Below are 12082 nucleotides of genomic sequence, written 5' to 3'. Positions count from 1 at the left end.
TCGCCCTAGGCCCTACCGCGTTCGGCGATGCGGCAAAAGGGCGCGGGTTGCGTGTGCCTCTAGAAATCGGCTGCGAGCGTCAGCGCCATGCCCGATCCGGGGCGCACGTCGCCCGCCACGCGCTCGCGCCAGTCGATCGATGCACGAAGCTGGCGGCTGCCGACGGGCATGCGGACGCCCACCGATGGCCCGATATCGACCCGCTGCACATCGCGCTGTGCGGCAGCCCAGGCACCGACGCCGATGTCGAGCTTCGCACCTCGCTCGTCCGCCACGTTTCTCGACACGCGCACGAATCCGTCGCCGTACGGTTCGGCTCGGGTTCGCCAGATGACACCCGCCTGACCATAGGCTTCGACATCGACGCCGATATCGGGCCGGGCCGCGACGGCGGGTTGGGGGCCGATTCCGGCAACCGCACCAACTGCCGGGCCACCTTCGATCCCGTCGAGCCCGAACCGGTGTTCGGCGATCAGCCGGACCGGCGCATCGCCGGGCCGTAAATCCATCCCCAGCGCCAGTTCGCTGCCGATGCCCGACAACGGCGCGGTCGCACGGGCATAGCCGCCGATCCGGTCGGTCAGGGTGTGGCGCACCACCAGCCCCGCCTGGCTGCCGCCCAATTGCCGAGTGCCGGCCGCCGCGCCGCCGCGGATCACCAGCCAGGTGCTGGCCTGCCAGCGATCGGTCGCGCGGCGTAGCGACAAGGGCGGGACCGCCGCAATTTGGGTCATCGCCTTATCGCCCAATCGACCGAGTTCGACATCGTCCGCGACGAACCGCGTCGAAAAATGCGTGAGCGCGGCATAGGCGAACGGGAGTCGATCGATGTCCCGCGCGGGACTGGGGGGTTCGGATGGCGCATCGCGCAATGCCGTTATTGTCATGCTCCGGTTCGGGCGGGCTTCGGCGATGTCGATCGGCGCTGCATGCGCTTCGCCGACCCATCCCGCCTTGATCAAATCGCGCGGCAATTCCAGCAGTTGCGCGGTCGGCGCATCGGGCCACAACATAAACGCGCGCCAGCTGAGCCACCCCGTCGCCACCAGTGCCAGAAAACGTACCGGGCGTCCGTACAGCATCAGGCGCCGATTTCGGCTTTGCTGGGGAAATGATGTGCGGTCTTGTCCCAGTGTAGTGCCTTGCCGCGCATCAGCCCCAGATACTGCACCATCGCGCGTCTGGCGGCGAGCATTGCGATGACGTTGCCGACGATCAACCGCGGCAAGGCAAGCAGGGCGGTGCACCCGCCATAGCTTTTGGCGACCCAGTAAGTCCGCCAGATCACGCGCCACAGAAGCAGAAATGCGGTCGCCAGCAACAGCCAGGTCACCGCGCTTTGGCCGACGGGGCCGAACGCACCGGTGGTCAGGAACAGCACGCCGCTCATCACCAGGCCCAGATAGGCGCAGGCCAGCGTGATGACCGCCAGGATCGCGCGCCGGTCGCGCATCCGCATCCACCATTCGACGGGCGACGCGCGGTGGCCCCAGCCGGTACGGTCCCATCCCGCAAGCGCGATTCCGGTCATCCAGCGTGCCTTCTGGCGCACGGCGGCGTCGACCGTGTCCGGGAAATATCCTCGTACAGCGACCGGCGCGCCATCGTCGTCGATTGCGCGTGCGAATCGCGTGCGTCCGCCTTCACGCGCCACCGCAAGGCCGAGTTCGTAATCCTCGGTCAGGCTAGATGCGTCGAACGGATCGCCGCCGCGCCGCGCAGCGATCGCCACCAACAGGTCGCGGCGCAGCGCGCAGCCCACGCCTGCAAGCGGCAACGCCGCACCCAATGCATCGCGTACCGGCAGTTGACGACCATGCGCCTCGACGAACTCGTCGCAATAATGACCGCTGATCAGCGGCGATCCGGGAACGGCGATCGGCAGGACGGGTAATTGCGCCGCCATCGCGTCGGTCAACATCGCGCCAAGCACCCGCAGTTCGAGGTGGTGGGCGACATCCTCCGCGTCGTGCATCACCACGCCCGCAAAGCGACGTCCCGATGCTCCTTCGTCACACAGCAGCGCACGCCAAAGCGCATTCAGGCAATCGGCTTTGGTGGTCGGCCCCGGATGCGGCAGCACGACCAGGCAGATGCGCGAGTCGCGTTCGGCCAGCGCCGCGACCGCATCGATGGTCGCTGGATCGTTGGGATAGGTGCCGACGAAAACGCGCAGATCGGGCTCATTGAGCGTCGCCGTCAGATGTCCGAGCATCGCGCCGATCACGCTCGATTCGTCCCAGGCCGGCACGAAGATCGCCATGGGATTGCGGGGCGGGGTCAGCGACGACGCTGCAACCGGACGAAGGCGACCGCGCAGCTTTTCACGCACCCAGACGACATCGATGGCGAGATCGTCGATCCCCCCGATCAGAAATCCGATCGCCGCAAACAGCAGTAATTCCTGCGTCGCAAACCCCAACGCGCCAACGATCCAGCCGGCATCCCCCATTCACGCTCCCCCGAGTCGGTCGCGGTATGATGGACCGGTGTCCCGAAGCGGCGCAAGCAATTGCGTAAATTACGTGATTGGGCGCGTCGTTTCCCGAAATAAAACGCCCGGGAGCCAATTGGCATCCCGGGCGTTTCGCGTTCGGTCCTTTCCCTTTCGGGGACTGATGCCGTACGGGCATCCGGCCGCGCCGAGGCTTATCGCGGCGCGGCCCTTGGACCGCCGCTTACCAGTAGAAGCCGCGGATCACGTCCACCACGACCCCGCGCCGGTAATCGATCAGCACCACATCGTTATAGTGGCGGACCCAGCGCTGGTTGCGGCTGACCGGGGGCAAACGATAGCGCCACGGATCATTGATCCAGTAACGCTGGCCATAATAGCTCGGCGCGATGCGGGCACCGGGGCGGAACTGGTTGTACCGGAACGGCGCGCGCCAATTGCCACGGGCATAGAGCGCACGATTGTTGTTGCGATACCCGCGCCAGTCGTTGCGGCCCCACCGGCGGTCGCGTTCGCGCACGCTCTGGTTCAGGTCGCGGCGGGCGTCGCGGACATCCCGGCGTTCGCCGCGCACGTCGCGACGATCGCCGTAACGCTGCGCCTGGCGCAGGTCGCGACGTTCCTCGCGCAAATCCTGGCGGTCGCGCCGGATTTCGCGGTTATTCTGGGCATTGGCGGTCGCAGGAACGATCGCAGCGGGCATGGCCACCGCAGCGATCAGCGACGCGATCAAGGTCTTACGCATGGAAACAAACCTCCTTCGTGGCGCCGGCATCCGACGGGACATCCGGCGATGAAGAAGGATTTGGCCGATTCGTCCTGAACGGCGCGGGAATGCGCCGGTCAGGAAAACGAAAGGTGTTGGATTACTGCTGCTGAGACGGCGGCGCGCCCGCGCCCACCGTGCCGATATTGCCGAACAGGTCCTGGAAGAATCCGCGGTTACTGCCCAGCGTCGGGGTTTTCCTGGCTGAAGGCGAGATGTCTGCGACTTCTTCCAGCCCCGATCGCGTGATGGCAGCGACGTTGCCAGCGGCATCGAACTGGATCTTCAATACCGTCTGATCGACCGGAGTCGGTTTTTGAAACGCGAAGTTGCGGTTGTTGCGGCCCAGATAATACCATTCCTCGCCACTGAACTGCGTCGCAAAGGTCGGCGATCCCAGCACCTGACGCACCGAATCGCGGTTGTCGGTACCGGTCTGGATCGAATTGACCAGATCGGCGTCGGTCACATATCCGGTGTAACTGCGCGATTTGGTGCACGCGGCCGTCGTCAGCATCGCCGTGCAGGCCAGCGCGATTGCCATCCGCTTGGCCGAAAAACCCGAAATCAACGCCATCACATTCTCCTCAGGCGAGCGCGCACGATCCTTCTCGCGCATTGCATCGCGTGTCGAAGCCCTCAATATGCGGGCACGAACCAGCAAACAAGCCGCTTGGCGAACGAACCGCCGTTCGGGCGCGTTCGGCGCGTCGCGCGGCGATATGGGAATGACGATGGGACTGTTGGACAGGTTGTTTGGCCGAAGCGCGGTGCGCAAGGGCGATGCCCTCTATGCGGCGGTCGTCGCCAGGGCGCGCGAGGAGCATTGGTATATCGATGGCGGGGTCGCCGATACCGTCGATGGCCGCTTCGACATGGTCGCCGCCGTGCTGTCGATGGTACTGCTCCGGCTGGAGGCGGAACCGGGCAACGAGGAGTTGAACGCCGCGCTTGCCGAGCGATTCGTCGACGATATGGATGGCCAGCTCCGCCAGATGGGGATCGGCGACATCGTCGTGGGCAAGCATATCGGGCGGATGATGGCGATGCTCGGCGGGCGGCTCGGCGCGTATCGCGAAGGGCTGGCGGCGGGTGACCTGACTCCCGGGCTGCGCCGCAACCTCTATCGCGATCAATCGCCGGAGGACGCGCAAGTCGCCTATGTGGACCAAGCTCTGCGTGGACTCCACACGCGGTTGCTGGCGAGCAAGGTCGCGGCGTTCGAGAATGGGCAATTGCCATGACCATCGCCGCCGAATTCAGCCGACTCGTGCCGCTCGACCGGATCGGCGCTGGCGTCAGCGCGCATGAGATTGAGGCGAATGAGGCCGAACGCGCCGCGCTCGCCACCCGGTTCGATCTGATCTCGGTGGAGCGATTGACGGCGACGATCACGCTAAAGCGCGACGGCGATGTGATCGACGCCACCGGTCGCTTGACGGCCGCGGTCACTCAATCCTGCATTGCCAGCGGCGAGCCCGTCCCCGCGACCATCGACACCGATCTGGCGATCCGCTTCATCCCCGAGAGCGAAGACCGGCCGGAGGAAGTCGAGCTCGACGCAAACGCACTCGACACCGTCGATTATCGCGGCGGCGCGATCGACCTGGGCGAAGCGGCGGCGGAAACACTGGCGCTGTCGCTAGACCCCTTCCCGCGCAGCCGGCACGCCGACGCGGCGCTGAAAGCGGCAGGCGTCATCAGCGAGGACGAGGCAAAACTGGCGAGCAGTCCGTTCGCGGCGTTGAAGGGGTTGGGGAAGGGGTGAGGGGTGCGCTCGACGCCGCTCCCCAATCCGTCATGCCAGCGAAAGCTGGCATATCAGGCGGCAGGGGATAGGCTGCAGGAATGGCGGGCGAGGCCTGATATCCCAGCTTTCGCTGGGATGACGGATGGGTGGAAACCGCAGCTAGCCTCAGTCCCGCACGCCAATTCCCTTCGCCAGCATCTCCGCAATCACATCCGCGACATCCTCGGGCGCAACATCCTCCGACCACACGCCGTAGCGCAGGCCCAGAAACACGTTCATCCCCATGATCGCCCAGGCGTGAACCTCGGATAATCCGGGCGTCACCTCGCCGCGTTCGCCTGCCGCCACCAGGCGTTTGGCGATGCGGTCGGCGGTGGTCGCGTAATGGGCGTGGAAGCTTGCCGGATCGACGAATTCGGCTTCGTCGATAATACGGTAGATCTCCTTGTGCTCGCGGACAAATCGCAGGAATTCGAGCAGGCCTGCGCGCTCTGCCGCGATCTGATTTTCGGCGGACCGAATCGCGGGTGCGACGTGATCGCGGACCTGATCGGACATGTCGCGGACCAGCGCGCGGAACACCGCATCCTTCGAATCGAAATAGGTGTAGAAACTGCCCAGCGCGACGCCAGCGCGCCGCGTGATTCCGCTGATCGATCCGTCGTGGAAACCCTTCTCACCGAATTCGACCGCGGCGGCATCCAGGATCGCGCGCAGCGTCTTTCGTCCGCGGGCGGTGCGCGGTTCCTTGCCTGCGCTGGCCGCCGATTGTGCGTCGTTGGCCGTCTCGGACGTCCCCTCGCTCCCGGCCTTAGTTGCCGTGCGGACACGGTTTTCGCCCATATCGCGCTCCCTCCCCATTTCCCAAGTTGAAACCCGGTTCAGGTTTCAGTATAGCCTCGTCCACATTCGCACAACCCGGATCAACCGGGCGCATTATCTTAAGGGAGGGGTTCCGATGGCACGTCGCATCATGTCCGCGCGCACGATCTTTAATCTTGGCGTCGCGCTTGGCGCGCTGACCGCTGCACCTGCACTGGCGCAGGATGTCGGCACCGATGGCGCTCCCATCATCGACGAGCAGGATAGCGGTGAGATCGTCGTCACCGCGCGTCGTCGCGAGGAAAGCCTGATCGACGTTCCCATCTCGATGTCGGTGGTGACCGGTGACACGCTGCGCGACACCGGTGCGGTCGACATCACCGTACTTCAGGACAAGACCCCGAACCTCACGCTGCAAATCGCGCGCGGATCCAATTCCACGCTGATCGCTTTCTCGCGCGGCGTTGGCCAACAGGATCCGCTGTGGGGCTTCGAACCCGGCGTCGGCCTGTATGTCGACGACGTTTATGTCGCGCGACCACAGGGTGCGGTACTCGACATTTTCGACGTCGAACGGGTCGAGGTGCTGCGCGGGCCGCAGGGCACGCTGTACGGCCGCAACACCATCGGCGGTGCGATCAAATATGTCACCAAGCGGCTGGGCAATGAATTCGAGGGCTCGGCACGCGCGGCGTACGGCTCCTACGACCAGATCGACCTGATCGGCCAGGTGACGGTGCCCGTGTTCGACGGATTCTCGATCGGCGGCGCAGTCGCGCGCTACTGGCGTGACGGCTACGGCACCAACCTGACCACTGGCGCGGAACATTACGACAAGGACGTGGTCGCAGCCCGACTGTCGGCGGAATATAACCCGACCGACACGATCTTCTTCCGCCTGGCGGGCGACCGCGTGCTCGACAAGTCGAACCCGCGCCATGGCACGCGTCTGCTGCCCAACGGTGCCGACCCACGCTACCTGCCGACGCAGAGCGTATACGATACCCGCGCCGGGATCGGCGACGACAACCGGGTGGTGACGCAAGGCGTCTCGTTCACCGGCGAAATCGGCCTGTCGCCTGCGCTGACGTTCAAGACGATCAGCGCCTATCGTCAGGGCGAATCGGACACGGTTATCGATTTCGACAATAGCGCACTGCCCACGCTCGACGTCCCCGCACGCTATGAAGACCGCCAGTTCACGCAGGAATTGCAACTGCTGTACGAAGGCTACCGCGTACAGGGCGTCGTCGGGCTCTATTACCTGAACGGTCGCGCCGCGGGCGCATTCGACACCGTGCTTGGCCTGCTCAACACCACCACGCTGACCTCGGGCGAGGTAAAGACCGAAAGCTATGCCGCGTTCGGCGATGTCAGCTTCGACGTGACTGACCAGTTCAGCATCTCGGTCGGTGGCCGTTATACCAAGGATACCAAGGAAGGGACGGTCTATCGCCAGAACTTCACCGGTATCCGCTCACCCCGTTTCGGCAATGCCGCCGCCATCCCCGGCCTGATCCGCACCGATTACACCAATGAGCGCGATTTCGAGCAGTTCACGCCGCGCGTTTCGCTCAGCTACGAAGTGCGTCCCGAGCTCAATTTCTATGCCTCCTACGGCAAGGGCTTCAAATCGGGCGGGTTCGACATGCGCGGCGACGCACTGTTCACCCCCACCACGGTCAATGGCTACGAGCCCGAAAAGATCGACAGCTACGAAATCGGGATGAAGGGCGCGTTCCTCGACCGCACCCTGTTCCTGAACCTGGCGGGCTATCATTCGAAGTACAAGGATCAGCAGGTCACGATCCAGGTGCCAAGCCTGGCGGGCGGAATCGCCAGCTTCGTCGACAATGCAGGCAGCGCCGACATCTGGGGCGCGGAGGCCGAAGCGCGGATCGTGCCGAGCCGCAATTTCTCGGCAACGATGACGCTGGGCTATACCAATGCCGATTATAAGGAATTTCTGACCTTCATCGGCGGCGGCACGACCCCGGTCGATGTCGCCGACCAGCGAGTGTTCCAGAACACGCCGGAATTCACCGCCAGCGCGTCGGCGACCTGGGGCGCGGACCTGATGGGAGGCCGGTTGTCGGTGACGCCCGCCGTGTCGCTGCGCAGCGACGTGTCGATGTTCGAAATCCCGACGCCCGCGCTCGACCAGGATGGATATTTCCTGATCGATGCATCGGCGAACTGGGTCGCGCCCGATGAGCGCCTGACCGTCGGCGTCAACCTGCGCAACCTGACCGACGAACGCTACCGCGTGGGCGGCTACAACTTCCCCGGCGCGCTCTTCGGCAATTCGATCATCGGCTATTACGGACCGCCGCGCACCGCGACGTTCAACATCGGCTATCGCTTCTGATCGAAATCACGGCATAACGAAGGGGCGGGGCCGGGCGCGCTGTACGATGGCGTGCCCGGCCCGCTGCGTTTGAAGGATAGGGGAGGGAAGCCATGCAACTCGGAGGCACGATCGCGCCCGAAGACACGACGCCGCGCTACCGCGCCGCGGTGCTGGCGATGCTGTTGCTCGTCTATACCTTCAACTTTCTCGACCGCCAGATCCTCGGCATCCTCGCGGTGCCGATCAAGGCCGACCTTGGCCTGACCGACAGCCAGCTTGGCCTGCTCGGCGGGTTGGCATTTGCCGTTCTCTATTCAACGCTGGCGATCCCGCTGGCGCTGCTTGCCGATCGCACCAACCGGACCTGGGTCATCACCATTTCGCTGGTCGTATGGAGCGGGTTCACCGCCCTGTGCGGTCTTGCCACCAATTTCATGCAGCTGTTGCTGTTTCGGATCGGTGTCGGCGTGGGCGAGGCGGGCGGCGTCGCTCCCAGCTATGCGACGATCGCCGATTATTTCCCGCCGCATCAGCGCGCGCGGGCGCTTGCCATCTATTCACTCGGCATCCCGATCGGGCTCGCCTCGGGTGTGCTGTTCGGCGCGTGGATCGCGGCGAGGGTCGATTGGCGTGCAGCGTTCATCGTCATCGGTCTGGCGGGCGTGGTCATCGCGCCGTTCTTCCGCATGATCGTCAAGGAGCCGCGCCGGGTAAAGCCCGCCGCCGATGCACCCAAGGTGCCGATGGGCGCGGTGTTCGGCATCCTCGCCAAGAAGCGCAGCTTCTGGCTGCTGGCATTTGCCGCATCGATGAGCTCGCTGTGCGGCTACGGCCTGGCGTTCTGGACCTCGTCGCTGCTGGTACGCAGCTTCGGCTTCACCCTGATCGAAACGAGCTGGTTCTTCGGGTCGCTGCTGCTAATCGGCGGCGTCGCGGGTGTGTTCGCGGGCGGCTGGCTCGCCGACCGGCTGGGCGGGGACAAGGCGAATTACGCGCGGCTACCCGCTTATGCGTGGCTGGCGAGCGCGCCCTTGTTCGCGCTGGGGTTTCTCAGCGAAAACCCGGTTTGGGCATGGGCGTTGCTGCTCATCCCCAACGGCCTCAACATCCTTTGGCTGGGGCCGCTGACGACTGCGGTCCAGCATCTGGTTCCGCCGTCGATGCGTGCGACCGCGTCGGCCAGCTTCCTGCTCATCAACAATCTGATCGGGCTGGGGCTTGGATCGTGGAGCATCGGCATCCTGTCCGACCAACTGACGCCCGCTTATGGTGACGAGGCGCTGCGCTATGCGATGGTCGCCGCAACCGCCTTCTATTTCGTCGCGACGGCGCTGGCGCTGCTCGGCGCGAAGTCGCTGCGCAAGGATTGGATCGTCGAGCCGGTGGCGGGCTAGTCATTACCGCGAAGGCGGGAATCCATAGTCTATGTCAGCGGTTATGGATTCCCGCCTTCGCGGGAATGACGGCTTAGAGACGGTTTCGATTTATAACTTTATCATCACGGACGGCGTGCGGGTGTTCACTTACCGCTCCCGCGTCGCCGCGAACTTCACCTTGGGATAGCGGTCGGCGACATAGCCGACTTCCCACGCCGATTTCGCCAGGAACACCGGATTGTTGTCGCGGTCCTTGGCCATCGCGGTGCGGTTGATGTCCATAAACGCCTTGAGGTCGGCAGGGTCTTCCGCGGAAATCCAGCGCGCGGTCTCGAATGGTGCCATTTCCAGCCCCGCCGCGACCTTATATTCGGCGTCCAGCCGCGAAATCAGCACTTCCAGCTGCAACTGCCCGACCACGCCGACGATCCAGTTCGACCCGATCTCTGGATAGAAGACCTGGGTCACGCCTTCCTCGGCCATATCGTCGAGGGCCTTGCGCAACTGCTTGGTCTTGGTCGGGTCCTTGAGTGCGACGCGACGCAGGATTTCGGGCGCGAAATTGGGCAGGCCGGTGAAGCGCACATCGGCGCGCTCGGACAGCGTGTCGCCGACCCGCAATGTCCCGTGATTGGGAATGCCGATGATGTCGCCCGGAAACGCCTCGTCCGCCAGTTCGCGTTCGCGCGCGAAGAACAGGATCGGCGAATGGATCGCGATCGGCTTGCCGTGGCCGGTGGGGGTCAGCTTCATGCCGCGTTTGAACGTACCCGAACACAGCCGCATGAACGCGATGCGGTCGCGGTGGTTGGGGTCCATGTTGGCCTGCACCTTGAAGATGAAGCCGGTTACTTCGGGGTTGGACGGGTCAATCGGTGCGGGTTCGGCTGGCTGCGGGCGCGGTGGCGGCGCGTGGCGCGCGATCGCGTCGATCAGCGAATCGACCCCGAATTCCTTGAGCGCCGATCCGAAATAAACGGGGGTCAGGTCGCCGTTGCGATACGCCTCCGCATCGAATTCGGCGTAACCGGCCATCGCCAGTTCGGCCTCTTCGCGCAACCGCTCGACGCCTTCGTCCGACAGGATCGTCGCCAGTCGGGGATCGTCCAGCCCGGACACCTGTTCGACATGGCCCTCGAAATCCTTGGTTCCCTTGGCGGGGAGCAGGACGCGGTTGTCGACCAGGTCATAGATCCCCTCGAACTGACCGCCCATGCCCGCGGGCCAGGTCATCGGGCACACGTCGAGCGCGAGCATGTCGGCCACTTCGTCGAGCAGTTCGAACGGTGCGCGGCCTTCGCGATCGACCTTGTTGATGAAGGTGATGATCGGCACCGACCGCAGGCGACACACCTCGAACAGCTTGCGCGTCTGCGGCTCGATCCCCTTGGCCGCATCGATCACCATCACTGCCGAGTCGACCGCAGTCAGCGTGCGATACGTATCCTCGCTGAAATCCTCGTGCCCCGGCGTGTCGAGCAGGTTGAAGGTGATCCCTTCACGCTCAAACGTCATCACGCTTGACGTAACCGAAATCCCGCGCTGCTGTTCGATCTTCATCCAGTCGGATCGCGCGCGCCGCGCCTGCCCGCGCGCCTTTACTTCGCCTGCGAGATGGATTGCGCCACCGAACAGCAACAGCTTTTCGGTCAGCGTGGTCTTGCCCGCATCGGGGTGAGAGATGATCGCGAAGGTGCGGCGGTCTTGGGGGGGGGTCAAATTCGGTCCTGTCGAAAATCAGTTCTGTCGCGCGACCTGAAACCCGGCAAAGGATTGCGAAAGGGGCATCAGTTCGAGCGTGTTGATGTTGAGATGCGGCGGCAACGTCGCGACCCATAGCAGGGTTTCGGCGATATCCTCCGCCGTCATCGGATTGGCCCCACCATAAAGCTTGTCGGACGCCGCTTGGCTGCCACCGGTGCGCACCAGCGTGAATTCGGTTTCCACCATGCCCGGTTCGATCGAGGTGACGCGAACCCCGGTGCCGTGCAGGTCGCTGCGCAACCCCAGCGAGAACTGATGCACGAACGCCTTGGTCCCGCCGTAAACATTGCCGCCTGTATAGGGATAGGTCGCGGCGATCGACGACAGGTTGATGATCGCCCCCTTGCGCGCGATCAGTCCCGGCAGGAGTTTGTGGGTGAGCGAAACCAGCGCCGTGACGTTGGTGTCGATCATCACGCGCCAGTCGTCGAGTTGTGCGGATTGTGCGGGCGAGGTGCCGCGGGCGAGCCCAGCGTTGTTGATCAGGCAGTCGATGCCCGCAAAGTCGGCGGGGAGTGCGTCGAGCGCGGCATCGCGGGCGGCTTCGTCGGTGACGTCGAACGCTGCCGAGTGGAAGGTATCGCCGAGTTCTTCGGCTAGCGCATCCAGCCGCTCCGCGCGTCGTCCTGTGCCGACCACGTTCCATCCTGCGCCGACGAATTCGCGTGCGGCTGCCTCGCCGATCCCGGCGGTGGCTCCGGTAATGAGAACGGTCGGCATCTGTGTCTCCTTACTCAGTTCCTCCCCACATGTGGGGAGGTGGCAACTCGCGGGCCGCCCCCTCCACCGCTCTGCGAGC

11 protein-coding genes are annotated in these 12082 nt (G+C 64.5%); 4 read left to right on the top strand and 7 right to left on the bottom strand.

The window, feature by feature from the left end; translation table 11 throughout:
- Positions 1-59: 59 nt before the first annotated feature.
- The 4 genes from ENHY17A_RS04155 to ENHY17A_RS04140 all read right to left on the bottom strand — a co-directional run bounded on the left by ENHY17A_RS04155 (position 60) and on the right by ENHY17A_RS04140 (position 3840).
- Positions 60-1082 carry a hypothetical protein gene (locus tag ENHY17A_RS04155; protein WP_159710342.1) on the bottom strand — a complete coding sequence of 341 codons (1023 nt, stop codon included), beginning with the start codon at positions 1080-1082 and terminating at the stop codon, positions 60-62.
- Positions 1082-2452 (bottom strand): glycosyl transferase family protein, encoded by a 1371-nt coding sequence (locus tag ENHY17A_RS04150; protein WP_159710340.1) that lies wholly within the window; start codon positions 2450-2452, stop codon positions 1082-1084. The genes ENHY17A_RS04155 and ENHY17A_RS04150 overlap by 1 nt, the downstream gene beginning before the upstream one ends.
- Positions 2453-2678: 226 nt before the next feature.
- Entirely contained in the window at positions 2679-3200 is a 522-nt protein-coding gene (locus tag ENHY17A_RS04145) for an RcnB family protein (RefSeq protein WP_159710338.1), read from the bottom strand.
- A gap of 121 nt (positions 3201-3321) precedes the next feature.
- Complete coding sequence (locus tag ENHY17A_RS04140; protein ID WP_159710336.1) at positions 3322-3840, bottom strand: outer membrane protein assembly factor BamE; 519 nt, start codon at positions 3838-3840, stop codon at positions 3322-3324.
- Positions 3841-3949: 109 nt separating this feature from the next.
- On the opposite strand from ENHY17A_RS04140, the gene ENHY17A_RS04135 reads away from it, so the two are divergent.
- Both ENHY17A_RS04135 and ENHY17A_RS04130 read left to right on the top strand, forming a co-directional pair.
- A complete protein-coding gene (locus ENHY17A_RS04135; protein WP_159710334.1) occupies positions 3950-4465 on the top strand; it encodes a ubiquinol-cytochrome C chaperone family protein in 516 nt (171 codons plus the stop codon).
- Positions 4462-4989 carry a YceD family protein gene (locus ENHY17A_RS04130; protein ID WP_159710332.1) on the top strand — a complete coding sequence of 176 codons (528 nt, stop codon included), beginning with the start codon at positions 4462-4464 and terminating at the stop codon, positions 4987-4989. Before ENHY17A_RS04135 ends, ENHY17A_RS04130 begins: the two co-directional genes overlap by 4 nt.
- A 147-nt stretch (positions 4990-5136) precedes the next feature.
- Here the strand turns inward: ENHY17A_RS04130 and ENHY17A_RS04125 are convergent, their stop codons facing one another.
- A complete protein-coding gene (locus ENHY17A_RS04125; protein WP_159710330.1) occupies positions 5137-5814 on the bottom strand; it encodes a TetR/AcrR family transcriptional regulator in 678 nt (225 codons plus the stop codon).
- A 115-nt stretch (positions 5815-5929) separates the two neighbouring features.
- Here ENHY17A_RS04125 and ENHY17A_RS04120 point away from each other — a divergent pair, with 115 nt between their 5' ends.
- Positions 5930-8161 carry a TonB-dependent receptor gene (locus ENHY17A_RS04120; protein ID WP_159710328.1) on the top strand — a complete coding sequence of 744 codons (2232 nt, stop codon included), beginning with the start codon at positions 5930-5932 and terminating at the stop codon, positions 8159-8161.
- A gap of 92 nt (positions 8162-8253) precedes the next feature.
- Positions 8254-9537 carry a spinster family MFS transporter gene (locus tag ENHY17A_RS04115; protein ID WP_159710326.1) on the top strand — a complete coding sequence of 428 codons (1284 nt, stop codon included), beginning with the start codon at positions 8254-8256 and terminating at the stop codon, positions 9535-9537.
- 129 nt (positions 9538-9666) lie between these two features.
- Here ENHY17A_RS04115 and ENHY17A_RS04110 read toward each other — a convergent pair whose 3' ends face one another.
- On the bottom strand, positions 9667-11238 hold the full coding sequence (locus tag ENHY17A_RS04110; RefSeq protein ID WP_159710324.1) for a peptide chain release factor 3: 1572 nt from the start codon (positions 11236-11238) through the stop codon (positions 9667-9669).
- 18 nt (positions 11239-11256) lie between these two features.
- The gene (locus tag ENHY17A_RS04105) at positions 11257-12003 is read right to left on the bottom strand and encodes an SDR family NAD(P)-dependent oxidoreductase (RefSeq protein ID WP_159710322.1); all 747 of its coding nucleotides are present in this window, start codon (positions 12001-12003) and stop codon (positions 11257-11259) included.
- Positions 12004-12082: the final 79 nt, after the last annotated feature.

Source organism: Sphingomonas sp. AX6 (genome assembly GCF_902506605.1).
Lineage (GTDB): Bacteria > Pseudomonadota > Alphaproteobacteria > Sphingomonadales > Sphingomonadaceae > Sphingomonas.
This window is presented reverse-complemented; position numbering and strand designations above follow the sequence as displayed.